General features: G+C 54.0%; 18 protein-coding genes. 10 read left to right on the top strand and 8 right to left on the bottom strand.

What is annotated here, in order from left to right; translation table 11 throughout:
• The first annotated feature begins 263 nt into the window (after positions 1 to 263).
• From ACJJH9_RS16195 to ACJJH9_RS16185, 3 genes are all read left to right on the top strand, one after another.
• Positions 264 to 875: a class I SAM-dependent methyltransferase gene (locus tag ACJJH9_RS16195; protein ID WP_444899040.1), complete on the top strand. Its 612-nt coding sequence runs from the start codon at positions 264 to 266 to the stop codon at positions 873 to 875.
• A 367-nt stretch (positions 876 to 1,242) separates the two neighbouring features.
• Complete coding sequence (locus ACJJH9_RS16190; protein ID WP_444899039.1) at positions 1,243 to 3,627, top strand: marine proteobacterial sortase target protein; 2,385 nt, start codon at positions 1,243 to 1,245, stop codon at positions 3,625 to 3,627.
• A complete protein-coding gene (locus ACJJH9_RS16185) occupies positions 3,627 to 4,202 on the top strand; it encodes a class GN sortase (protein ID WP_444900925.1) in 576 nt (191 codons plus the stop codon). The genes ACJJH9_RS16190 and ACJJH9_RS16185 overlap by 1 nt, the downstream gene beginning before the upstream one ends.
• 232 nt (positions 4,203 to 4,434) lie before the next feature.
• On the opposite strand, the gene ACJJH9_RS16180 is transcribed toward ACJJH9_RS16185, so the two are convergent.
• Positions 4,435 to 4,656, bottom strand: a complete 222-nt coding sequence (locus tag ACJJH9_RS16180; RefSeq protein ID WP_444888059.1) for a hypothetical protein — start codon at positions 4,654 to 4,656, stop codon at positions 4,435 to 4,437.
• On the opposite strand from ACJJH9_RS16180, the gene aceE reads away from it, so the two are divergent.
• From aceE to ACJJH9_RS16155, 5 genes are all read left to right on the top strand, one after another.
• Positions 4,651 to 7,320: a pyruvate dehydrogenase (acetyl-transferring), homodimeric type gene (gene aceE, locus ACJJH9_RS16175; protein ID WP_444923383.1), complete on the top strand. Its 2,670-nt coding sequence runs from the start codon at positions 4,651 to 4,653 to the stop codon at positions 7,318 to 7,320. The two genes, ACJJH9_RS16180 and aceE, sit on opposite strands and share 6 nt — an antisense overlap.
• A 17-nt stretch (positions 7,321 to 7,337) precedes the next feature.
• Positions 7,338 to 8,978 carry a dihydrolipoyllysine-residue acetyltransferase gene (gene aceF / locus ACJJH9_RS16170; RefSeq protein ID WP_444923382.1) on the top strand — a complete coding sequence of 547 codons (1,641 nt, stop codon included), beginning with the start codon at positions 7,338 to 7,340 and terminating at the stop codon, positions 8,976 to 8,978.
• A gap of 319 nt (positions 8,979 to 9,297) precedes the next feature.
• A complete protein-coding gene (locus ACJJH9_RS16165; protein ID WP_444923381.1) occupies positions 9,298 to 9,567 on the top strand; it encodes a hypothetical protein in 270 nt (89 codons plus the stop codon).
• A 113-nt stretch (positions 9,568 to 9,680) separates the two neighbouring features.
• On the top strand, positions 9,681 to 9,977 hold the full coding sequence (locus ACJJH9_RS16160; protein ID WP_444883825.1) for a hypothetical protein: 297 nt from the start codon (positions 9,681 to 9,683) through the stop codon (positions 9,975 to 9,977).
• A complete protein-coding gene (locus tag ACJJH9_RS16155; RefSeq protein WP_252084643.1) occupies positions 9,967 to 10,254 on the top strand; it encodes a hypothetical protein in 288 nt (95 codons plus the stop codon). Before ACJJH9_RS16160 ends, ACJJH9_RS16155 begins: the two co-directional genes overlap by 11 nt.
• A gap of 67 nt (positions 10,255 to 10,321) precedes the next feature.
• Here ACJJH9_RS16155 and ACJJH9_RS16150 read toward each other — a convergent pair whose 3' ends face one another.
• Entirely contained in the window at positions 10,322 to 11,104 is a 783-nt protein-coding gene (locus tag ACJJH9_RS16150; RefSeq protein ID WP_252084644.1) for a glycosyltransferase domain-containing protein, read from the bottom strand.
• Positions 11,105 to 11,302: 198 nt separating this feature from the next.
• On the opposite strand from ACJJH9_RS16150, the gene ACJJH9_RS16145 reads away from it, so the two are divergent.
• Positions 11,303 to 11,683, top strand: coding sequence for a hypothetical protein (locus ACJJH9_RS16145; protein WP_444921097.1), 381 nt, complete (start codon positions 11,303 to 11,305; stop codon positions 11,681 to 11,683).
• A 63-nt stretch (positions 11,684 to 11,746) separates the two neighbouring features.
• Here ACJJH9_RS16145 and ACJJH9_RS16140 read toward each other — a convergent pair whose 3' ends face one another.
• Both ACJJH9_RS16140 and ACJJH9_RS16135 read right to left on the bottom strand, forming a co-directional pair.
• Positions 11,747 to 14,941 carry an efflux RND transporter permease subunit gene (locus tag ACJJH9_RS16140; protein WP_444923380.1) on the bottom strand — a complete coding sequence of 1,065 codons (3,195 nt, stop codon included), beginning with the start codon at positions 14,939 to 14,941 and terminating at the stop codon, positions 11,747 to 11,749.
• Between the two features lie 110 nt (positions 14,942 to 15,051).
• Positions 15,052 to 16,194 (bottom strand): efflux RND transporter periplasmic adaptor subunit, encoded by a 1,143-nt coding sequence (locus tag ACJJH9_RS16135; RefSeq protein WP_444899034.1) that lies wholly within the window; start codon positions 16,192 to 16,194, stop codon positions 15,052 to 15,054.
• Positions 16,195 to 16,571: 377 nt separating this feature from the next.
• Here ACJJH9_RS16135 and ACJJH9_RS16130 point away from each other — a divergent pair, with 377 nt between their 5' ends.
• Entirely contained in the window at positions 16,572 to 17,534 is a 963-nt protein-coding gene (locus ACJJH9_RS16130; RefSeq protein ID WP_444883829.1) for an AraC family transcriptional regulator, read from the top strand.
• Here the strand turns inward: ACJJH9_RS16130 and ACJJH9_RS16125 are convergent.
• The 4 genes from ACJJH9_RS16125 to ACJJH9_RS16110 all read right to left on the bottom strand — a co-directional run bounded on the left by ACJJH9_RS16125 (position 17,531) and on the right by ACJJH9_RS16110 (position 23,295).
• Complete coding sequence (locus ACJJH9_RS16125) at positions 17,531 to 17,815, bottom strand: hypothetical protein (protein WP_444923379.1); 285 nt, start codon at positions 17,813 to 17,815, stop codon at positions 17,531 to 17,533. The genes ACJJH9_RS16130 and ACJJH9_RS16125 overlap by 4 nt on opposite strands.
• A gap of 176 nt (positions 17,816 to 17,991) precedes the next feature.
• Entirely contained in the window at positions 17,992 to 20,310 is a 2,319-nt protein-coding gene (locus ACJJH9_RS16120) for an immune inhibitor A domain-containing protein (protein WP_444923378.1), read from the bottom strand.
• A gap of 310 nt (positions 20,311 to 20,620) precedes the next feature.
• Positions 20,621 to 21,943: a sensor histidine kinase gene (locus tag ACJJH9_RS16115; RefSeq protein ID WP_444923377.1), complete on the bottom strand. Its 1,323-nt coding sequence runs from the start codon at positions 21,941 to 21,943 to the stop codon at positions 20,621 to 20,623.
• Positions 21,943 to 23,295 (bottom strand): sigma-54-dependent transcriptional regulator, encoded by a 1,353-nt coding sequence (locus ACJJH9_RS16110; RefSeq protein WP_444923376.1) that lies wholly within the window; start codon positions 23,293 to 23,295, stop codon positions 21,943 to 21,945. The genes ACJJH9_RS16115 and ACJJH9_RS16110 overlap by 1 nt, the downstream gene beginning before the upstream one ends.
• Positions 23,296 to 23,378: the final 83 nt, after the last annotated feature.

Raw genomic sequence — 23,378 nt, 5'->3', positions numbered from 1 at the left:
ATTCAAATTCTTCCCTCTGTCAGCTTTTTTATTTTATCCATAGTTTTGTTGTTGCTGTTCAAATGGTTGTGGGGTGGTTTTGATTGTATATTTTCTTCTGGGTCTATATTCGGATGGTTTGTAATTAAGTGTGATACTTCACTCTTATGTGTGTGTTAAAGTGCTGAAGCTTTCTATGAGATTTAATTTTTTGTTTGAGAAGTTTTTGCTTGTTCTTAAATTGGGTATTGTTTTCGTTTGGTAATTATTGAAAAGGATTTTTTATGGAAGCTGATGGGCCTCTTATTTTAAACTTGGGTTCTGGGCGTGAGCACCCAATAAGTAACGGCGAGATTCGGGAAGTGTCCGGATTTGAGGGTAGTAAAGTTATTAATTATGACTTTGTTGATCGTTCACATGCTCCATATGCTTCTTTCTGGGAGCCGGGTGACTTTAGGCAAAAGTTGAGTAAGTTGAGTAAGTTGAGTAAGAAGGAGTTGAATGAGGAGGACAGGTTGAAATGGGAGAATATATATAGTGCAAATGTTAACTTTTGCCTTTTTTTGGATGATTGCTCAGTAGATGTTGTAATTGCGGTGAGCCCTCATGGGTATTCCGTGTTAAATGAAGAGGTGTATAGGGTTCTGAAGCCTGAAGGCATAGTAATTATGTTGGGGAATGGGGCAAATAAGTTTTTCACGAAAGAGAAATTTTATAAGAGTAAGAATTTGTCAAACTTAGGAGATTTTTATACGTTGTTTGAGCATGCAGAAGCTAAAGATAGGTTGGTGGAGTTAGAGGCGCATTTATTTGGTCGTGAATCATATGTTACCGGTGGGGCTAAGAAGACCAATTTACATGAGTGTAAGATTTTTAGAAAAGTCAGGATTTTTTAAGTGTAGAGTCTACTTGTATGTTAATTTATGGGGTTGGTAGTCTGAATTATTGTTCGCCAGCTTTTATAGTTTAAATATACTCAGTTTGGAGTGTTGTATGCTCCTGTCTTCCTTGATATGTCCGGCATAGTTTATTTGGGTTTAGGGTATAAATTGCGTTGGGACTCAATAAGAATTATGTCAAAAAGAGTTATGTCTGAAAATGATTTTAATGGAGGGTGAGAGGAGATAGCTAAAAGCTAAATTATCTCCCTTCACCACAATTCGCCATAATTCCTCCCATTTTCCACCCGATTCCCTGCCACCTTTCGCCCGCTTGCCCCTGTTTAATCACTTCAACATCCAATTTAAAAGTGGAGGGAAGTGAGTGAACAGGGTGATGTTGTTTGGGCAGCGGTTTCATAAAGACGATCTGATGTTGCCGACGGAGGAATATTACCGCCGCCGCCAGAAGAGCGGTGGTACCGGACGCTGGTTGTTATTTATAGTGGTGGTATTGGCCGTGGTCATTGCGGCAATCGGAGCCGAGGTCAGTGCCCAGGCGCTTACGTCTAGTAATGGTGATATTACCTCTGAACTGATTACCCTGGATGATGTGCAGGCGGGGGATTTACTGTTCACCGGTGCGGAGCCGGGCCGCTATGTGCCCGCCGTGCACCTGCACAGTAGTGTCAAAATGGTGGTGCGCGGTCTGGTTGCGGAAGTGCAGTTACAGCAGGCTTTTCAGAATACCAGCGATAGCTGGCAGGAGGCGGTTTACGCACTGCCGCTGCCCGAGCAGGCAGCGGTAGTTGGCCTCGAGATTCAATTGGGCGAGCGCCGTATTGTCGGCAAGGTGCGCGAGCGCAAACAGGCGGCAAAGATTTATAAGGCCGCGCGCGCGACGGGTAAGCGTGCGGCGCTCTTAGAGCAGCAGCGCCCCAACCTGTTTACCAACAAGGTAGCGAATATCGCACCGGGAGAAACGGTGCAGGTGAATATTCGCTACCTGCAGCCGGTGGCCTATGACAGTGGCGTCTTTTCTTTGCGGCTGCCAACCACCCTGACTCCCCGTTATATCCCCGGTGAACCCATTCCCTCACAAGCTTTCGGTGGTACCGAGCTGGAGTTGGCCACTCAGAGCAGTGGCTGGGCGCTGCCCACTGATCAGGTACCGGATGCCGCAGCGATTACCCCGTTGATGCAGCCGGCGGCAGAGTTGGAAGCGGTGGGCAGTCACAATATGGCCATTGAGGTAGAGCTGGAAGGCGGCTTGCCGCTGGTGAAAATCGGCAGCCCCTATCACGATATTGCCATCGATGAAAAAGCCGGAGAGCGCTACTCGATTCGTCTGCGCAAGGGCAGGGCAAAAATGGATCGGGACTTTCTTTTAAACTGGCAGCCGGAGCCCTCGGCCATGCCGCGTGCGGCGCTGTTTAGTGAGCATGTTGGTGAGCGTGCTGCCGGTGTGCAGGCGGATGGCAGGGAAAGTGCGGATAAAAAATCCGGTACCTATTTGCAGCTAATGCTGCTGCCACCAGATGAGGGTGCTCGTGCCCAGCGCTTGCCGCGGGAAGTGGTTTACGTGATCGATACCTCCGGCTCCATGTCTGGCAACTCTATCCGTCAGGCCAAGGAGAGTCTTACCCTGGCGCTCTCGCGTCTAGATGGTAATGATCGCTTTAATGTGATCGAATTTAATAACAGCTCCCGCGCTTTTTTCCCGCGTCCAGTGGCAGCAAGTGCGGAGAATATTCAGCGTGCGCGCCGGGAGGTGGAACGCTTAAATGCCGATGGCGGCACCGAGATGGCTGCGGCGCTGCGCCTGGCACTGGGCCAGCAGTTGCCCGATAACAACAGCCTGGTACACCAGGTGGTATTTATTACCGATGGTGCGGTGGGCAATGAACAGGCGCTGCTCGAGTTAATCCACCAACACCTGGGCGATGCGCGTTTATTTACGGTGGGCATTGGCTCGGCGCCCAACAGCCATTTTATGCGTAAAGCCGCCCAGTTTGGCCGCGGTTCTTTCGTCACCATCGGCGATCTTTCCGAGCTGCACAGGCGCATGCAGACCTTATTCGCCAAGCTGGAAAACCCTATGGCCACCGATCTGCAGTTGAGCTGGCCCGAGGGTGTGGTGGCGGATGCCTATCCCAAACGAATCCCCGATCTCTATCGCGGCGAGCCGTTGCAGCTGGTGGCCAGGGTGGAAGGGCAGTCGCTGCAGGGGGATATTCAGTTGCGTGGGCGTATGGCCGGTAAGCAGTTTGTGCGCAACCTGGCGCTGACCCTGGAGCAGGCCCCCAGTAGCAAGGGCATCGGCAGTTTGTGGGCGCGCAACAAAATGGAATCCCTGCGCGACCGCCAGACCCAGCTGGGTGAGGAGAGTGATGCGGGCCAGGCTCTGCGTGCACAGATTTTACAGCTCGCCCTGGATCATCAACTCGCCAGCCCCTACACCAGCTTTGTCGCGGTTGAAGAAGAGCTGGTGCGCAAGCCCGAAGAAAAGCTCTCCCAAACTGCGCTCACCAGCATGGTGCCCAGAGGGCAGGTGTTGCAGCGCCAGGCTTACCCCAGTACGGCCACAGGTGTTTATGCGCAGCTGTTTGCTGCCCTGAGCTTGCTCAGCCTGGCAGCATTGTTGCGCCGGGGCCGCTCAATGCGCGCCAATTTGATGGGGGCAATCCGCCGCCTGCTGCGTAAGGTAGTGCCGGATTTGCGCCGCTGTAACAGTGGTCTGGAGGCGCAGCTGGGGAGTGCGCCGCAGTGATGCGCCTGCTGCTTTTTTCAGTGTGCCTGCTGGTGGGGTTGTGGCAGTTGGGCTCCGCCTCCTGGCTACTGGCCAAGGCGCAGCTGGCTCAGTTTCTGATTGCCAGTGCCTGGGAGGAACAGTTGCAGGGCGGGGTTCCGCAAAAGCCCTGGCCCTGGGCGGATACCCGGCCGGTGGCCAAGCTCAAGCTGCAGGGCCAGCGTCCTTTTATAGTGCTGGCGGGAGGCAGTGGAGAATCCCTCGCCTTTGGTCCCGGCTTGCTTAATGGTTCCGGTAAGCCCGGTGATTTTCGCACCACAGTAATCGCTGCGCATCGGGATACACACTTTGCCGGGCTGCAAACCCTGCGGCACGGCAATGGCATTTACCTGCAGGGTGAAGACGGGCGCTGGCACACGTATCGGGTGACGGAGCTGCGTATCGTAAATAGTGAGCGCGAACGTCTGCCGGTTTTTGCCGAGCGCGGCCTGCTACTGGTGACCTGCTATCCCTTCGATGCTATGGCGGCGGGTGGTCCACTGCGCTACTTGGTCTACGCTGAATACCAATCTGGCGGGGAGCTGGTGCAGCTGTGACTGGCACCTTTATTTGAGACTCGATTTTGTAATTTGATTTCTCAAACTTTCCATAAAATATTCCGGTAAAACAGCAAAATGGCAAATAATTGTTTTGCCGTTTTGTTTTGTTTGTTACTAACCGCCCTATCTGGAAAATTTTTTGTAGTAATACTACAATCGCTTCCGCTAATAACCGGGAATGGGGCTTTGTCCGCCACGTTAGAGTGGGGCCCGGAACAGATAATTACAGTCAAACTAAGCATTCGCGGCACAGACTGGCGCCGCTTTTCCTCTCCGCCGCGATCGGGTGAAGATTCACACATTGCATTTCCGCCACCAACGGCGGTGAATTGGCGGAAGCCTGAAAAAAAGGAAGCATTTTTTCGCCTGCGCTGTAGTTTGCCCGCGTACCGATTTTTGAGAAATAGACCGACTCGACGTCGCCTAATTCGCCGAGGAGCATTTGATGCACGAAGATACCGATAACCTCGAAACGCAGGAATGGCTGGATGCGCTGCAGGCGGTTATCCGCTACAGCGGCAAAGAGCGCGCCGCCTTCCTTCTAAAGCAGCTGTCTGATCGCGCTACCGATGTCGGTGTGCAGCTACCCGCGGCTATCACTACCCCTTACCGCAATACCATTCCGCCCAATGCGGAAAAGCGCATGCCCGGCGACCTATTTATGGAGCGCCGTATTCGCTCCCTGATTCGCTGGAATGCCTTGGCAATGGTGGTGCGTGCCAACCAGAATAACGACCACCTCGGCGGCCATATCTCCAGTTTCTCCTCTGCCGCCACACTCTACGATGTGGGCTTTAACTACTTTTTCCGCGGCAATGAAGGTGAAGAGCGCGGCGACCTGATTTTCTTCCAGGGCCACAGTGCGCCGGGTATTTATGCCCGTTCTTACTTGGAAGGACGCTTCGATGAGGAGCAGCTGGATAACTTCCGCCGCGAAGTGAACGGTAACGGTCTCTCCTCTTATCCACACCCCTGGTTGATGCCGGATTACTGGCAGTTCCCCACAGTTTCCATGGGGCTGGGACCGATTCAGGCAATTTATCAAGCGCATATTATGCGCTATATGTCCGCCCGTGGTTTATCGCCGCGCGGTGACCGCAAGGTGTGGGCTTTCCTCGGCGACGGCGAATGTGATGAGCCGGAAACTCTGGGCGCCATTTCCCTGGCCGGCCGCGAGCAACTGGAAAACCTGGTGTTCGTGGTTAACTGTAATCTGCAGCGCCTGGATGGCCCGGTGCGCGGTAACGGTAAAATTGTGCAGGAGCTGGAAGGCGTATTCCGCGGTGCCGGCTGGAATGTCGTTAAAGTACTCTGGGGCCGCCTGTGGGATCCGCTGCTGGAGAAAGACGACAAGGGGCTACTGCAGAAAGTCATGGACGAAGTGGTCGATGGCGAGATGCAGAACTTCAAGGCCAACGGCGGCGCCTATACCCGCGAACACTTCTTCGGCAAGTACCCGGAGCTGCTGGAGCTGGTCAAGGATATGTCCGACGATGAGATTATGAAGCTCAATCGCGGCGGCCACGACCCCTATAAAGTCTACGCAGCTTACGCGGCTGCCATGGCCCATAAAGGCCAGCCCACTGTGATCCTGGCGCAAACAGTTAAAGGCTACGGCCTGGGCTCCGCCGGTGAAGCGGCGATGGATACCCACTCCGTGAAGAAGCTGGATCTGGATTCCCTTAAGCGCTTCCGCGACCGTTTTGCCATTCCGCTCACCGATAAAGAGCTGGAAGAAGTGCCTTACTACCGTCCGTCTCCGGACAGCCCGGAAATGAAATATATGGCGGAGCGCCGCAAGACCCTGGGCGGTCCGGTTCCCCGTCGCCCGATTGAGTGCCCAAAACTGGAAGTGCCCGGTCTCGATGCCTTCAGCGCGCTGACCAAAGGCTCCGGCGAGCGCGAAATTTCCACCACGATGGCATTTGTGCGCGCTATCGCCGCACTGGTGAAAGACAAGAATATCGGCAAGAACATCGCGCCGATTGTGCCCGATGAAGCCCGTACCTTCGGTATGGAAGGCCTGTTCCGCCAGCTGGGTATCTACTCTTCTGAAGGGCAGCGCTATACCCCGGTGGATCACGGCCAGATCATGTATTACAAGGAAGATAAGAAAGGCCAGGTGCTGGAAGAGGGTATCAACGAAGCCGGTGCCATGTCTGCCTGGATGGCGTTGGCTACGGCCTATAGCAACCACGGCGTGCCGATGGTGCCTTTCTATATCTACTACTCCATGTTCGGCTTCCAGCGTGTGGGCGATCTGGCCTGGGCCGCTGGCGATATGCAGGCGCGCGGCTTCCTGATTGGCGCCACCGCCGGCCGTACCACTTTGAATGGTGAGGGCCTACAGCACCAGGATGGTCACAGCCATGTGCTGTCCTCCACTATCCCCAACTGTCGCAGCTACGATCCGGCCTACGGTTACGAGTTGGCTGTGGTTATGCAGCGGGGCCTCAAGGAGATGTACGAGGAGCAGAAGAATGTCTTCTATTACATAACCATCGAGAACGAAAACTACCTGCAACCGGAAATGCCCCAGGGCGTGGAAGAGGGCATTATTCGCGGCATCTACAAACTCCAGTCCAACGTCAAGAAAGGCGCCAAGGGCAAGACTGCCAAGAAGCATGTGCAGTTGATTGGTGGCGGTACTATTTTGCGCGAAGTGCTGGCAGCAGCGGATATCCTCGCCGATCAATTTGGCGTGACCTCCGATGTCTGGAGCCTCACCTCTGCTGTGGAAGCGGCCCGCGAAGGCCAGGATGTGGCGCGTTGGAATATGCTGCACCCGGAAGCCGAGTTGCGCAAAGCCTGGATCACCGAGCAGTTTGAGGGCAATACCGCACCGGTGATCGCTTCCACTGACTACATCCGTTCCTATGTGGAGCCCCTGCGTGAATTTATCGATGGGGATTTGACCACCCTGGGTACTGATGGTTTCGGCCGCAGTGACAGCCGCGAGCAGCTGCGTCGCTTCTTCGAGGTGGATCGCAACTATGTGGTGATTGCCGCTCTGAATGGGCTGGCGAAGCAGGGTGTGATTGATGCGAAAGAAGTGTCCGAAGCGATCGTGAAGCTCAATATCGACGCCGAAAAAGTTAACCCGCGCATCAGCTAAGAGAAGGCAGAACTCCTATGGCAAAACAAGTCATTAAAGTGCCTGATCTCGGCGGTGCCGATCAGGTGGATGTGATTGAAATTACGGTTGCCGCCGGTGATACCGTCGCGCAAGAGGATTCTCTGATTGTGGTGGAGGGCGATAAGGCCTCCATGGATGTGCCGGCCCCGGTGGCCGGCAAAATCCTCAGCATCAGCGTAAAAGAGGGCGATAAGGTCTCTGAAGGCGATGTGATCGGTGAGATCGAAACCGATGTCGCGGAAACTCCAGCAGAGGAGACCGCTGTAGCCCCCGCCAAGCAAGAAGCTGCGCCGGCGGCAGAGCCTGTAGCTGAAGCCCCTGCGGCAGCAGCGAGCGGCGAGCCGAAAGAGGAAACGATCCAGATCCCGGACCTGGGCGGTGCCGATGCGGTTGATGTGATCGAGATCAGTGTGCAACCCGGTGATACCGTCGAAGAGGGTGATTCTCTGATTGTGGTGGAAGGCGATAAAGCCTCCATGGATGTCCCTTCCCCCAGCGCCGGTACTGTAGTTTCTATCGCCGTTAAAGAAGGCGATAAGGTTTCCACGGGCGATACCCTCGGTGTATTGAAAGTGGTTGCTGCAGGCGGTGCCGCCGCCCCGGCAGCTCAAGCCGCAGTCCCGGCAGCTGCTGCGCCTGTCGAGAGTGCTCCACAGCAGGCCCCTTTATCTGTTGAGCCGCCGGCAGTGCCGCAGAAAGATTACCAGCTGGAGCGCAATCTCACTGCTGCAGCCCAGGTTTATGCCGGTCCCGCCGTACGCAAATTGGCCCGTGAGTTGGGTGTTACCTTGAACAAGGTGAAGCCCACCGGTCCGCGCAACCGGGTCTCCAAGGACGATCTGCATAATTACATCCGCGAACAGGTGAAGAAAGCCGAGAGCGGTGCGGTCGGCGGTGGAATCGGTATTGCCAAGATGCCGGATATCGACTTCAGCCAGTTTGGCCCGGTGAGCGTGGAGCCGATGAGCAAGATCCACAAGATCACCGCAGCCAATATGTCGCGCAACTGGCTCAATGTGCCTCACGTCACCCAGTTTGACGATGCGGATATCACAGAGCTGGAAACCTTCCGCAAGTCTATGAAGGCTGAGGCGGAAAAGCGCGGTGTGAAACTCACGCCTGTGCCTTTCCTGCTGAAAGCGGTAGCCGCGGCCCTGCGCGCAGAGCCCAGCTTCAATGTGTCCCTGCACAACGATGGCGAGCAGATTGTGCGCAAGGACTATGTACATGTGGGTATGGCGGTGGATACGCCAAAAGGCTTGATGGTGCCGGTTATCCGCGATGTGGATAAAAAAGGCTTGTACGAGCTGGCGGCCGAGGCCACTGAAATGGCCCTGAAAGCCCGCGATGGCAAGCTGAAGCCCAACGAGATGCAGGGTGCCTGTTTCACCATCTCAAGCCTGGGTGCTATTGGCGGTACCGGATTTACCCCGATCGTCAATTCGCCAGAAGTGGGCATCCTCGGTATTTCCAAGTTGGCGGTGAAGCCGATGTGGAACGGCGAAGACTTCGAGCCGCGGCAGATGCTGCCAATGGCGCTGTCTTACGATCACCGCGCGGTAAATGGTGGCGATGCCGGACGCTTTATGACCTACCTGGTGAGTGTGCTTGCGGATGTGCGGCGCCTGCTGCTATAGCCTCTTCATAAGCTACAGCCTAAACCTCAAAAAGCGGCCTATGGCCGCTTTTTTTATGGGGGCCACTCAGCTGAAATTGGGCTTTTAAGAAGTTGTGAGTTCTTTCTGCTTTTTTTAGTCAGAACGGACTCGTAGGTGCCTTACTGCGAAGAAACTTTTAACCAGTTACCCACAAAAGTACCTAAAATGGCGCATAAAACTTTATAAAAATGAATTGCACGCAGAAATGACCTGACGCCAACTGGCTGGATAATCCTCGCCGGCTAGACTTTTTTGAAAGACAGCTATCAGCGCAACACTGAAAGTGGAGTGTCGGATCATGAGGCCTTCAAGGAAATTCGCTCTGCCGCTTGTAGCGGCTCTGGCGGTGCAGGGTTGCTTATTCTTACCCGCAGAAGAAGTGGAAGGGGAAGACCCTTTCTTTTTCGAGGCTCAGGCTAGCGGGCAGGAAGGTGGCTTTGTCGAAGTCGACTCGATTGTTTCATCGCCTGCTCAGGCCTTGCCTGTTAATAATGAGTGTGAAGGGCATTGCACTCACCAGGTGTACGACTCCACCGCCTGGTTCTTCCCGGTTCTGAGGGTGTACTAAGCACCAAGCTGCGAGTCTGGGAAGGTAGTGCGCAAGGTTGTGGCTGCACCGTCCGATCATTTACCGAAGTACGCGAATTAGGTTTCGCGTGGTGCCGATACGGAGGCAAGCCCATGAAAAAATTCCCTATAGCCATTGCCGCGTTGTGTACCAGCTTGCTGCTTCCAGCTTGCGGTACCCCGGATACGCGCAACCAGGTGGTCTACCCAACCAGTGCGCCGATACCCCGCCATGCGGAATATCGCGCATATCCCTCTCAAGCAATGCCCGCAGCTCCCTCAACACGCAGGTCCAGTCATTCCAGTTGCCCCGGTGACTCTGAGGAATTGGCGCCCGGATCAATTTGTCCTGAGAGTGCCCGTTGCTTTGATATTTCCGGTGGAAGGCGTTGTATTTCCTATGAAGAGTAAAGTTTTACTGTCATTGATTGTGGCGCAGCTGCTCGGTGGCTGTGCCGATGGTTTTTGGCAGGATTTAAATGGCACCGCAATTTATTATTCCTATAAGCACAGTCCCGTTCCGCCCGATGAACTGACTGCATTTCCACGCTTTTGCCTGGTTTGTGATCCCTATATGGGTGACCTGGACAATTGCATTGCTGCGGGAGTGCCTTGCTATCAATTGGATACTGGCGACTGGTGTGCCGGGCCCTATTCACCATTTGAATTGAGTTACAGCTTCTATTGATGGATATGCTCGTGACTGCTCCGGGTGAAGCAGGGGTGAAAATATAGGAAGCGGCAAAAGTGTTGAGTTACTTCAGCAGTGTTTTAATACTTTCTTTTATCGAAGTTCCAATATAGTACTTTAAGCCGTTAAGTGTGCCCTTGATATTCACTTCCGGGTAGTAGTCATAGCCCAGATTTTCCAGCAGGATATGTAGGTTTTTCTTGATACCAATGGCGAACCAGCTGCAGGGGAAGGAGATAATGCTGGGACTCTGCCCGTTGAGCAGGTAAATTTTTCCTCCCTGAATATGGTCTACTTGATTGAGCAGATTGTAACTGGGGTCGGCCATGTCAAAGTTATAAAATAACTTGGCCTCGTGATCTATATCCACCTGCTCACAAGTGTGATGCGCATAATAGCGCCGCAGTATTTTCTGGTCATCGCAGTAATTGGGATACATTCCGCGGGCTGCCTGGAATAGGTTTTGTAGCGCTTTATTTTTTCCAATAAATATTCCCGTGGAAAAAACATGTTCGTTGGGAAAGAATTTTTTTTCAAAATACCCCTGAACACCATCATGCCGGTAGTCATTGGAAAAAATAATATCTTTGCCAAAGGAGTGAAAGTTTTTTTCGAGCAGGCGTACTGACGGTAATATCAATGAGTCGAAACCGTCGAGATAGCAGATTATGTCCTCCTCAGGTAGCGTTTGAAAAAAAGGAAGCAAAATATCCATTTTGGATGAGAAGTCTTTCCAGGGGTGATCGCGCCCAAGAATGGTAAGTGATACGCCATTGCGTCTGGCGGATTCCTGGAGTACGGGAAACATTCTTTCCGAGTGGGTGGCAATGGTGGCGATATGCAACATTTTTTAGGAGAAACCCCTGCGCCTACAACTTTCTAAGCCGGCAAAGGTTTCTTTGCCACCTGTGAGAAGTCTAGCCGACCCTTTTATCTGAAGTGGCAGGTCTGTACAACTCGGGGGCTGCTCTTGTCTCGATACGTCTATACATTACTTGGCGAGTGGCAGTGCTTGCCGGATTTCTTTTAATTAGACGAGCGTGTAATGAGAGGCGCCAGAAGAAGCTGGATTATTAATGTCTGCATCGCGATCGATCAGCTCGGTAATGCCATTGCCGGGGGAAAACCCGATGCCACTATTTCTGCACGCTGCGGCTACTTTTCACGTGTGCAGGAGACACCTTTTCGGCGCTATTGGCGGGTACTCGAGTGGATGATCAACTTTACCTTTTTACCTATTGATGGACCGGATCACTGTTATCGTGGCTATCTTTGGGATCGCGCAGAAAAACATGAGGAAGGCAGTGATTTTATGCGCGCGCTGCTGGGGGTGCTCGTAATGCTATTTTGTGTGCCCCTCAGTGTGTTTACCTGGCTATTTGTGCTGGTGTTTCCCAGTGCCCGCTGGCGCAAAGAAAAAACCTAGTATAAAAAAGCCCCCGCGCAGTGGCTGCTGCGGGGGAATGAGCTTGGGGGTTGGGGGGGATGGCTAGCTGTGCGCTGGCTCTTTCAGAGAGTCTGCGATTAGCGCAGGCGTATCGACTTTTTTAGTGACTGAGAGATCGCCGCCGGAGAGCTTGCGCAGGGCTACATAGAACACTGGTGTCAGGAACAGTCCGAACAGGGTTACGCCGATCATGCCGGTAAATACCGTAATTCCCATGGCGTTGCGCACTTCGGCGCCGGCGCCGCTGGCCAGTACAAGAGGCACCACACCGGCAATAAAGGCCACAGAGGTCATAATGATTGGGCGCAGACGTAGGCGGCAGGCTTCCAGTGCTGCCTCCACGGTACCCTTGCCGTCCATTTCCAGCTCACGGGCAAACTCCACAATCAGAATGGCGTTTTTACAGGCGAGCCCCATCAAAACTACCAGTCCTACCTGAACGAACACATTGTTGTCTCCGCCGGTCGCCCAGACACCAAAGAGTGCGGCCAACAGGCACATGGGTACGATCAGGATCACTGCCAGAGGCATCACCCAGCTCTCATAGAGTGCGGCCAGTACCAGGAACACCAGCAGCACCGCCAGCGGAAAGACCACCATAGCGGCGTTCCCCTGGTTAACCTGTTGGAAACTCAGGTCGGTCCATTGGATCTGCATACCCGGTGGCAAGGCCTGGCTGGCAACCTGTTCAACCGCGGCCAAGGCTTCGGAAGAGGACAGCATGCTGGGATCGGATTGGCCCATCAGGTCCGCTGCCGGATAGCCGTTGTAGCGAATTACCGGGTCGGGTCCGTAACTCTGGCGCAGGGTCACCATGGTGCTGATGGGTACCATTTCCCCATTCATATTGCGGGTGTAGAGGTTGTCGAGGTCCTGCACTTCATCGCGGAAAGGCGCATCTGCCTGGGCAACCACCTGATAGGTGCGACCGAACAGGTTGAAGTCGTTGATATACATGGAGCCGAAATACAGCTGCAGGGTGCCGAACAGGTCATCCATGCGCACGCCTTGAGCCTTGGCCTGCAGGCGGTCTACCTCGGCATCCATTTGCGGCACATTGGCTTGGTAGGAGCTGAAGGGATAGCTGAGGCCGCTGGCCTGGCTCAGGGCGCCCGCGAGCATATTGGTGGCATTTTGCAGCTCACCGTAGCCGGCACCGCGACGGTCCTGAACATAGAGGGAGTAGCCGGACCCAGCACCCAGCCCGAAGATGGGCGGTGGCATAAAGGTCATAGCAAAGCCTTCCTTGATCTGTGAGATTTTGCCATTTAGCTCCGCAGCGATTTCCTGGGCACTGCGCTCACGTTCATCGAAATCGTCGAACAGGATAAATACCGTGCCCACGTTGGGGGTGTTGGTACCTTGCAGGGCATTGAAGCCGACAAAGGCTGCGGCGTTGGCAACCCCCTCAGTTTCCAAAGCCAATTCACTCACGCGGCGAGCAACTTCCTCGGTGCGGTCCAGGGAGGCACCTTCTGGCAGGCGGATACTACCCACCAGGTAAGTTTTATCCTGAACCGGAATAAAGCCGCCGGGCACCTGTTGGAACAGGGCGAAGGTACTGCCGAGCAATATCAGGTAGACCCCAAATACGATACCCCGACGCTTGAGGCTGTGGCCCACCACCCGCTGGTAGCGTTCAGAGTTGCGCTGGAAGAAGCGGTTGAACGGGCGGAATAACCAGCCGAACAGGCGCTCGATAATGCGCGCGGGCATATCCGGCTTGGCACCGTGGGGCTTCAGCAGGGTAGCCGCCAGAGCCGGGGACAGGGTCAGGGAGTTGATCGCGGAGATAATGGTGGCGATGGCAATAGTGGTGGCGAACTGGCGGTAGAACTGGCCGGTGATGCCGTCCAGGAAGGCCATGGGCACAAACACTGCACAGAGCACCAAACTGATGGCGACAATCGGACCGCTCACCTCGCGCATGGCCTGGTGGGCAGCGGCTAAAGGTGTCAGTCCCTCCTCGATATTCCGCTCAACGTTTTCCACCACCACGATGGCGTCATCCACCACGATACCGATGGCCAGTACCATGGCGAACAGGGTCAGGGTGTTGATCGAGAAGCCCAACATCAGTAGCACCGCAAAGGTACCAACAATGGATACCGGCACGGCCAAGAGTGGAATCAGGGAGGCGCGCCAGGTCTGCAGGAACAGGATAACCACCAGCACTACCAGTAACACCGCCTCAAGCAGGGTCTTGATCACAGAGCTGATGGAAGTGCTGACAAATACGGTTGGGTCGTAGGCAACTTTCCACTCCAGGCCTTCGGGGAACTGTTCTCCCAGTTCCGCCATCTTCTCGCGTACTGCAGCGGAGACTTCCAGGGAGTTGGAGCCCGGGGACTGGAAGATCGGAATGGCCACCGCCTGGCGGCCGTTTAGTAAGGCGCGTAGAGAGTCTTGGGATGAGGCCAGTTCAACCCGCGCCACGTCACGCAATCGGGTAATTTCACCATCGCTGCCGGTTTTCAGTACCACATTGCCAAACTCTTCTTCGCTTTGCAGGCGGCCCTTGGCGTTGATAGAGATCAGGAAATCAGAGCCATTGGGCATCGGCGAGGCGCCGATCTGTCCGGCGGACACCTGCACATTTTGCTCACGCACTGAGCTGACGATATCCGCTGCAGTCACGCCCAGGGCCGCCGCTTTTTGCGGGTCTACCCACAGGCGCATGGCATAGTCCCCGGAGCCAAAGACCGCGGCGAGGCCGACACCGGGAATACGCGACAGCTCATCACGGATATGCAATACCGCATAGTTGCGAATATAGGTGGCATCGAGGCTGTCGTCTGGAGAGATCAGATGCACTGCCATCATCAGGTTGGGCGACTGCTTCTGCGTGGTTACCCCTTGGCGGCGCACGTCTTCCGGTAGACGGGGTAGCGCTTGGGATACCCGGTTTTGTACCTGAACCTGCGCCTGGTCTGGATCGGTGCCGAGTTTAAAAGTGACATTCAAAGTGAGGGTGCCGTCACTGCCGGCCACCGACTTCATGTAGATCATGTTTTCCACACCATTGATGGCTTCTTCCAGTGGTGTGGCAACAGTTTCGGATATCGTCTTGGGGTTGGCACCAGGGTAGCGGGCACTTACTTGCACGCTAGGCGGTACAACCTCAGGATATTCACTGACTGGTAATGACGGGATGCTAATCAATCCCACTACAAAAATAATGATCGACAGCACCGAGGCAAAGATGGGCCTGTCGACAAAGAAACGGGAAAAATTCATACGCTGCTACCTGGGAAGCGGTTTTCAGGCCGCTCGGATTCCATTGATAGGATTCGTTGGGCGTTCGGTGCCCAAAACTCGGTGTCCAAAAGTAGTGGAAACACCTAGGCTCAGTGTCCGGCGGCCTGAGCGCTACTGCCTTGACCCTGCTGGGCGATCATCTCGGGTGCGACCGGCATGCCGGGGAAGAAGATCTTCTGGAGGCCGTTGACTACAATTCGTTCGCCAGTTTGAAGGCCGCTACGGATTACCGTGCGCTCCCCCTGCCGTGGGCCCAATTCTACCGGGCGACGTTCCGTCAAGTTCTCCTGCGTGACCACATAGACATAGCGGCGATCCTGGTCGGTGAGTACTGCCTTGCTATCGATCAGTACTGCCTGGGCCATTTCTTCGATAGGCATTTCCACGCGGGCGAACTGCCCTGGCTTAAATGTGCCTTTGGGGTTGGAGACTACCGCTCGGAACTGGATAGTGCCGGTGTGGCTGTTGAGGCGGTTGTCGATAAAATCCAACTGACCTTTATGCGGGTAGCCGTGTTCGCCTGCTAAGCCGATATGAACTGGGGGCCTGGCATCGCTGTTAAGTAGGTTGCGACTGGCGGCAAAAGTCTGCTCGTCACTTTCGAAATACACGTACATGGGATCTACAGACACGAGGGTGGTCAGCAGGGTTGTATCCGCGTTGGCCAGATTGCCGCGGGTTATCTGGGCGCGGCTAACACGGCCACTAATAGGGGCTGTCACCTCGGTGTATTGCAGGTTGAGGCGCGCGTTTTCCACAGCGGCTTCGGCGGCATTCAGGGCTGCGTGCTTGGCATCCCGCGCGGCGATGCGGCGGTCGTATTCTTCTCGCGAGATGGCTTTACTGTCGAGCAGCTGCTGGGCGCGGCGGGCCTGCTTCGTATTGAATGCCAGTTCGCTGCGTACCCGCTGTAAATCCGCTTCAGCGGCACGCAGTTTGGCTTTGTAGGGGCGCTGATCGATGGTGAATAACACATCACCTCGCTCTACCAGCGCGCCTTCAGTGAACGATACCTGGTCGATATACCCGCTGACACGGGGGCGTAGTTCAACGGTCTCCGGAGCGACAACGCGGCCGGTAAAACTGCGCCACAAAGTGGTTGCCTCGGTGCTAACCTGGGCAACTTCTACGGCCGGAGGGGGCGGTTGCTGCCCAGTGGGCTCTTCGCTGCCGCAGCCAGCCAGGACCAGTGCGGAGAGGCCGAACAGTGTGGCGGTAAGTTTCTTCACCATAACGCGTGTACTCCCTTTGCTTCGGAAGAGAGGGGCCGTTCGGCACTCCTCTCAGTTGGGAGGCAACTTTAATAGGGCGCAATAGGGGGGCGGTATCCGGTAACTATGGCTTGATTGCCTAATTCTATTTTTCTCAGTGAGGTGACAGTCTGAGAAAGACCTTTAAGTCAATCAATTAGTACTGTATATATAACTAGGTTTGTGATTCATTAATGAATTTATCACGGCTTTATACGGTAGGAGATTACGGTAAGTTATCTATTGCTGCACAGTAATTGCCCAATCCTGCAAAATCCTGCGAGAGTTGCCTAAAACTCCGTATACTGTCAGCCACCTTGTTTGATGCCGCCCAGGGCACGCGGGCGCGAGGAAAAACTATGAGCAGTGAAGAGAGAGCGGTAGCAGAAGTCATTCCGGCGGAACTGGAGTCGACCAGGCAAAAACTGATCCAAACCCTGATGCGCCAGGCACCGGAGCAAGGCTTGACGGAGACTGCACTGGATGGCTTGGCCTTGATTCGCTGCAATGAGCCGCTCGCCTGTGCCTCGTCAGTCTATACGCCTTCACTGAACTTTATTATCCAGGGCAACAAAACCCTGGAGTTGGGGGATAGGGAAATTTCCTATATGCCCCTCAGTTATGTCGCAACTTCTGTACATTTGCCGATTTTGGGGCGAGTAGAGCGGGCCTCCAAGGATGTCCCCTTTCTTGGGGTAAAGTTGATTATTGACCCCAAAGAGGTGGCAGACCTGGTCCTGGAGCTAGGAGATAAGGCTCCCGGCATTGAAGCGGGCTATGACTGCCCGGAGGTCAGCTGCGGCCTCTGTGTAACACAAATGGATCAGGGCATTCTCGATGCAGTGAGCCGCTTAGTGCACTTGGCAGGAAATCCTACAGACGCGCAAATACTGGCGCCCATGGCGAGGCGGGAGATTATCTATCGGGCTCTGATGGGTGAGATCGGTGCGCGCATGCGCAAGTTTGCCATGGCGGACAGCCAGGCTAACCGGGTATCGCGGGTGATAGAGGTGCTTAAAGACCGCTTCTCCGAGCCCCTGCGTATCAGCGATCTGGCCGAACAAGCCAATATGAGCGAGTCCTCTCTATATCACAGCTTCAAGCAGATAACCCGCATGTCGCCACTGCAGTTCCAAAAGAAACTGCGTCTGCATGAGGCACGCCGCCTGATGCTCTCAGAGGGGTTGGAAGCAGCTTCCGCCAGTTATAGGGTGGGCTACGAAAGCCCCTCCCATTTCAGCCGTGAATACAGCCGCATGTTCGGCCTACCGCCTCGCGCCGATGTCAGTAAGCTGCGCGGTGAGCTGCGAGTGCCAGCTTAGTCTGAAGTGGCATTGCCCTGTTTGAGAACAAACAGGCTACACCAGCCCTCGGGGCTGATATCGCCCTCCACCACTATGCAGGCATTGGGTGGTGTAAATAGCTGGCAGTCCACACACTTCTTACCATCTTTCGGTGTGTCCTGGTAATTGACCGATTCCTTGGTCGCCTTGATTTGGGCGCTGGCCCGATCAGTGGCGATTATGCTAACCGGAAGAATCGCCAGGACACCGCCGGATAACTTAAGGAACCTTCTGCGGGAAATATTCTGATGTTTTTCCATTGGCAAAATTTCCAAAACGCTTTGCATTAGTCTTCAGAATTTCAGAGTAGCTCGGTTTGGAATTTCTGCTGGAGGGTTTGCATTGCTGCAGAAGGGAAACGAAATAAGAAGAAATCTTATTCGCTTATAAAAAAGGCGGCCATCTGGCCGCCTTTCAGATTTTTCTCAAAACAGAATTACTTCTGAGAGATAAGGATTTTACCTACCGACTTGTCTCTGCTCTGCGTGACTACGCGAACTTTCAAACCGTAAGGGGTAATCGCGCGGCCGGCATCGGGGATCTCATCGCTGCTAAAGCTTCTGCGATCGTTGAATACCCGCTGGGGACGGTTGTGGATATCGGTCATGGTGATGCCGTAATCTTCCAGAAGGTCCAGTGTCAGCCGCTGGGCCCAGTCGACACCAAATGTGGCATCGTGGATCTGGTAGCGAGTAGATGCAACGGAGTCATCGCTCCACTTCAGAACCTGCTGATCTGCATCGACTACGCCGAGGAAGCCATTACCGGGGTGGACACCTACCCAGTTGTTTTCATAGCTGGTGTCCGCATACCAAATCAGGAGGCCCTCGTTATAGGTCAGCATTTGGCCGGCCACATTTATGTGTGCCAGGCCTTGGTCTACACCGCGGTGGGTACGCCATTCCAACAGGTAGTAGTGGTCGTGGAGGTTGTAGCCGGGGTGGCGGCTGAAACCGGTCAGGCTGAAGTTGCCGTCGCTCTCCGCATCATCGAAGAGGGTGGCTTGGCCGTCGACATTGATGGTGATGTCATCGGCAAACAGGCCGGGGTTGGCTTCATAGGCATCGGTAATATATGCGATGGACAGGTTGAACTGTTGTCCAGCGTAGGCACTCAGGTCAAATTCGGCATCGACCCAACCACTGGAGCTGCCGGTAATACCGAAGCCCGGGTTTTGCCCATTGGGGCTGGTCTCGGTGGTAATGTTACCGGGAATAGTGACGAAGCCCTCACCCAGGTCAACCATAACCGCACCGTAATCCCAATCCTGCTCAATGTCATACCAGGCCTTGAAGGTCAGGCTTGCGCTCTGAGCATCGGTCAGGTCGACAGGGATTACCATGGAGTTTTGCAGGTTGTTGTCACTGCCACTGAAATAGGCGTATTCACCGCTGGTTGGTACGGTCACGACCACTTCCTTTTGGGGAAGGTCGATACGGATCGCATCGTTGTTGGTGCCCTTGTGTACCGCCTCGTCAAGCAGGAGAGGGATGCCGCGACGGGGAATATCTTGCAGGGCGATGGTCTCGCCGTGCAGCCAGTTGCCGCCGTGGTTGGTTTGCAAATACTCCTTTGCCCAAGCAGAGAAACCCGTGGGTTCTGAGCCAGGGATAACACCGGCCCAGCTGCCGCTGGACATGATTGACCAGGAGGAGACGGGTTCACCGCGGCCGGAACCATCGGTGTCGTACTCGTCGGGTAGACCCAAGTCGTGGCCGTACTCGTGACTGACAACACCTGCTGCTGCGTCGGCAGGCTGTACTGTGTAGTCGTAGGCCGCCATGGTGCCGCCCCAGTAATCCACTGATGCGGTAGTTCCCTCAATAGAGAAAACATCGCCGAGATTCCAGCGGTGCGCCCAGATCGCGTCTTCTCCCAGCTGGCCGCCTCCCGCTTCTTCTCCCACTGAGGAGTGGAAGATCATAATGTGGTCCACCAAGCCGTCGGCTTCCCAATAGTTGCCATCCCCATCCAGGTCGTAGCGGTCTTCGATATCGAAGTCAGCGAGGTTAACGCTGGGATCTGCTGCGGCAGCCTGCAGTGCTTCACGCACCAGAGCACGGGCATCGCCGTTTTCATTGTTACCATAGAAAGCTGCTGGCTGACTGGCAGTGTACCAACCTGCTACTGCACCTTCGACGGAGTAGCTATTGCCGGATTGTTGCCAGTAGAACTGCTGCATAGACAGTAGGTTTTCACCCTGGGGGCCAGTGAAGCCCTGTTGGGAGAACAGCAGGTCTGCATAGTGTTGTGCGGCATAGTCCTCGTAGTACATATCCGTTTCCCCTGGCTCAATGCTGTTGTGGGGGAAATCGGGGAAGTCCATCAGGATCGCGAGAACCTTCGCGGTACGCATCTCACCTTCATAGTTTTCGAGCTGAATGGGTGCCGGTGCACGGCCGATGCCATGAAAGCGCCCCTTGCCTTTACCGCGCCCTAATCTGGGATGCTTGCCGCCACGGGCATGCTTCATCATTTGTACCGTTTCACTAGACAAATCCTGGGCCAAGTTTTGGCTTTTACTGGCACGTTCTTTCAGAAACTGGTGTAGAGTGCGCTCGGCTTCGCCAATGGATGCATTTTTACTAATGCGGCCTGAGCGCTTGAGCATGTCGATCAGCTTGGCTTCGTTGGCGATTACCAGGTCGAACTGATTGCCACCTTGTAGCTGAGGTGAGGGTGCAGCGTAGCTGTTCGCAGCCATCAGGCTGAGAGCAAGCGCGCTGACGGGCAGCAGACTATTTACTTTTAGCATTGATCCCTTCTTTCATTTTTGTTTTAAACAACGAGCAGCTCGGGGGTAGTTTAAAATTGTGATGGCACTTTGCCAGTGCAGTACCCGAACCGCATGGGCCAACTGAAATTTTCAATTAACCCATGTTGTTCAACGAAGCAGGAGAGAAGTGCCGCAATAGTTTTTATGTGATGGACTTGGTGATTTTTGTTCGGTTTTTTTAACTGCTTTGCTCTGGCAAGGTGAGAGTGTACTTAGGAAATTATTTACTGCGATGGTTTATTCACCCAGTCTTAATTTCTAGTTGAACTATTTAATTGAATTGGAGCCCCTAAACTTCTTGCTCCCAGGGTAGCCATAGTGAGATTTGCAAGCCGCCACCGTTGCGGTTCATTAACTGAATGTGCCCTCCGTGTGCATCGACAATTTCCCTACAGAGAGCGAGGCCCAGGCCCACTCCCTGTTCTTTGGTGGAGAAAAATGGCAGCAGAGCTTGTTGCAACACTTTTTCACTCATGCCACAACCACGGTCGGCAATAACCAGTTGTTGACCCAGACCATCAGTGTGAATCGACAGTTCGATATCATTAATGCTGGAACCCGCTTCACGGGAATTTTTGATTAAATTTAGTAGAGCTTGCTCAATTTGTACCGGATCAAAGTAGCCTGGTCGCTCTGGTAGTTCACCTTTTAAAATAAATTCCTGTAAGGGGGCTATGCGTTCTACAAGTTCTTGCCAGCTGACTTGTTCACAGCTTGGTGGGGGTAATTTGGCAAAGCTGGCATAGCCTTGGGTGAACTCAGTCAGGTGTTTGCAGCGCTCGGCAATAATATCGAACACCTTTCCAAGCGCCGCGGCTTTATCCGGTTTGGCGATCAGCATTTTTCCTGAGTGGGCCAGGGAGGAGATGGGGGCGAGGGAATTATTTAATTCATGGCTAATCAGGCGAATCACTTTTCTCCATACCTCTACTTCCGCCTTGGTGAGCTCCTTTGTCATCTCGCGCATAACAATCAGGCGGTGCTTGTGGGCGTTGAGTACAAATGTGCTGTTGCCAATATGCATGGAGTGGCTGCCATATTTATCCGTGTAATTAAACAGGCCGTTATCCCAATTTTGTATGGCGCTGGCAATTTCTTTCGGGCTGTTGGGCAGCAACTTTTGCAACAGTAAACCCTGAATAGGTTTCCCGCCATTGAGTAACTTTTTAGCGCTACTGTTGGAATAAATAATATGATCACTCTGGTCCACCAGGATCAAAGCCTGGGTAGAGCTTTGTATTACTGTATCCAGAAGTAATTCCCGCTGATAGATATGGGCGCGTTCGCGTCTGAGGTGTTCGCCGATATCATTGTATAAATTCGTGATCTTGCTCAGTTCAGTATCCCGGGGAGAGACCAGTGAAATAGAAAAGTCACCATCGCGAAAGTTGAGCAATCCACCCTGTAGGGATTTCAGGGTGGAGGTCAGGGGCTTTAGTGCCAGACGTATCAGGCTGATAAGAGTACAAATTCCCAGGATAAGGCCCAGTGTCCAGGAGAGACGGGCGTCCAGGCCAATAAAGCTTAATAACCACGGCAGGCCGGCGGCGATGGCTAGAGCCAATATGGAGAAGGCGAGGATACGGCCTTCCAGAGAGAAATATTTCGACATCAATAGGGAATACCGTGTTTGTCCAGTCGGCGATACAGTGCCTGACGGCTCATGCCCAGTTCCCTGGCAGCTTGGGCGATAATGCCATTACAGCTGGCCAGCGTTTGCTGTAGGAGTTCTCGGCTGGGTTCGAAATGTACTTCGGCCCTGTCTATTGGGGCCTGTTTCGGCAGGGCAAGCAGTGCATCATCTATCGTATCTCCACGGCAGAGAACCGAAGCGCGTTGCATCACGTTTTGTAGTTCACGTACATTACCGGGCCACTGATAGCGGGTTAGCGCGGTCAACGCTTGGGGGGAGAGTTTTTTTGAACTGCCGTTATCCTGTAAAAAATTCATAGCCAGCGGGGCTATATCCTCGGGGCGTTCACACAGGGGAGGCAGGCGCAACTCAATTACATTCAGGCGGTAGAACAGATCCTGGCGAAAGTTGCCACTGGCGATGGCTTGGGGCAGATCGCTATTGGTGGCACTGATTACCCTTACCTTAACCTTGCGGGTTTGACTGCTACCGAGCCGCTGGAACTCGCCGGTTTGCAGTACGCGCAATAACTTCACCTGCCCACTGGCAGAAAGTTCGCCGATCTCATCGAGAAAGAGGGTGCCGCCATCGGCGGCTTCGAAACGTCCTTCACGGGCCTTATTACCAGCGCCGGTATAGGCGCCTGGCTCGGCACCAAATAGTTCTGCCTCCATCAGCTCTTCCGGTAGGGCGCCCACATTGATCTTTACAAAAGGTTGATCACGTAGCATGGAATTGGCCTGCACAATTTCGGCAATTTTTTCCTTGCCGGCTCCATTGGGCCCTGTAATTAGAACTGGTACATCAGATTTGGCCACCTGCGTGGCCATCTCCAGCAGTTGTTGCATTTTATCGCTGCGGTAGATGATCTCGCGCAAGTCGAATTTATCCTGTAATTCGCTGCGGGCATCGATGGCCTTTTGCTGGGAAGCCCGTTGCCGTTTTTGCAATTCACCGAGTTCAAGAAGATTATTGATGGTGGAAATCAGCTTGTTATCGTCCCAGGGTTTGCCCAGGTAATCGGCAGCACCGGCGCGGACCAGCTCCACGGCCATTTCCAATTGCGTCCAGGCGGTCAAAAGAATGATGGGTAGATCTGGGTTAATTTCGCGAATGGCAAAAAACAATTCGCGTCCCTCCTCACCAGAGGTAGTATCCGAGGTGAAATTCATATCTTGGATCACCAGGCTGATATCCCGGTTTTCCCGCAACAGCTGCAGACCTGCCTGGGGGGTAATGGCGCAGAGAGGCTGTAGGTCGTGCAGTGACAACAGTATTTCTAGGGCTGAGACGATACCGCTGTTATCGTCGATAATGAGTATTTTATCCATAGGGCCAAGAGCCAGCTTGTAAGCTGAGCATTATGCAATGAGTGGGTATTAAGGGGGAACTGCAGCTAGGGCAATATGTGCCC

Source organism: Microbulbifer mixtoriginis (SeqCode) (assembly GCF_052466715.1).
This window is presented reverse-complemented; position numbering and strand designations above follow the sequence as displayed.